Source organism: Curtobacterium luteum, assembly GCF_001475545.1.
In the GTDB taxonomy this organism is placed as follows: Bacteria; Actinomycetota; Actinomycetes; order Actinomycetales; family Microbacteriaceae; genus Curtobacterium; species Curtobacterium luteum_A.
In genome coordinates, this window is record NZ_LDQC01000180.1 from 1 (window position 1) to 671 (window position 671).

At 74.4% G+C, this 671-nt stretch carries 1 pseudogene; it reads left to right on the forward strand.

Annotated features, from left to right (window positions below):
- A pseudogene (locus tag NS184_RS18535) lies at positions 1-536 on the forward strand (carboxylesterase family protein); the annotation flags it as partial.
- Positions 537-671: the final 135 nt, after the last annotated feature.

A 671-nucleotide genomic window follows, 5' to 3' on the forward strand; every position in this document is an offset into this window, starting at 1 on the left:
GCCTCCGCGGAGGCATGCCCTTCGGCACGCAGTACGGGCACGACCCGCTGCCGACCGAGCGCCGGGCGGCCGACGGCTGGCGCGCGGTGGCGCCGAGCATCGACGTGCTCATCGGCTCCGCGGTCGACGAGGCGGCGATGTTCGTCCGGGCCGTCCCGGCGCTGGCCGCCGTCACCCGGATCCGCCCCCTACGCTCCCTCGTGCGCTGGTGGCTCGTCCGACCCCTGTCCGAGGTCATCTACGGACGGGACGTCCGGCGCTTCCGTGACCGGCACCGTGCAGCCGGCGGCCGGGCGACCTCGTACCGCCTGCTCCGGGGTGCCACGGCCCGTCCGACGGGCGCGGTGCACATGAGCGACCTGCCGATGCTGCTCGGTGGACGCGCGGCGTGGGCCGGGTCGGCGTTCGTGCCCGAGCAGGACTGGGCGGTCGTCGACGAGCGCGGACGCCGCATCCGGAAGGTCTGGGCCGACTTCGCGCGGACCGGACGGGTGGAGGATCCGGACGACGAGACGATCGCGTTCGACCGCGGCTGACGGAGCGACGGGGCTCGTGCTGACGAGCGGACGGGTTGACGCGCGCCGGACGCACCCGGACTGACCCCCCGGACTGGGCGATGCTGCGGCACCACCGGTCGGGACAGGATCGACGGCCTGTCTCTTATCCACATA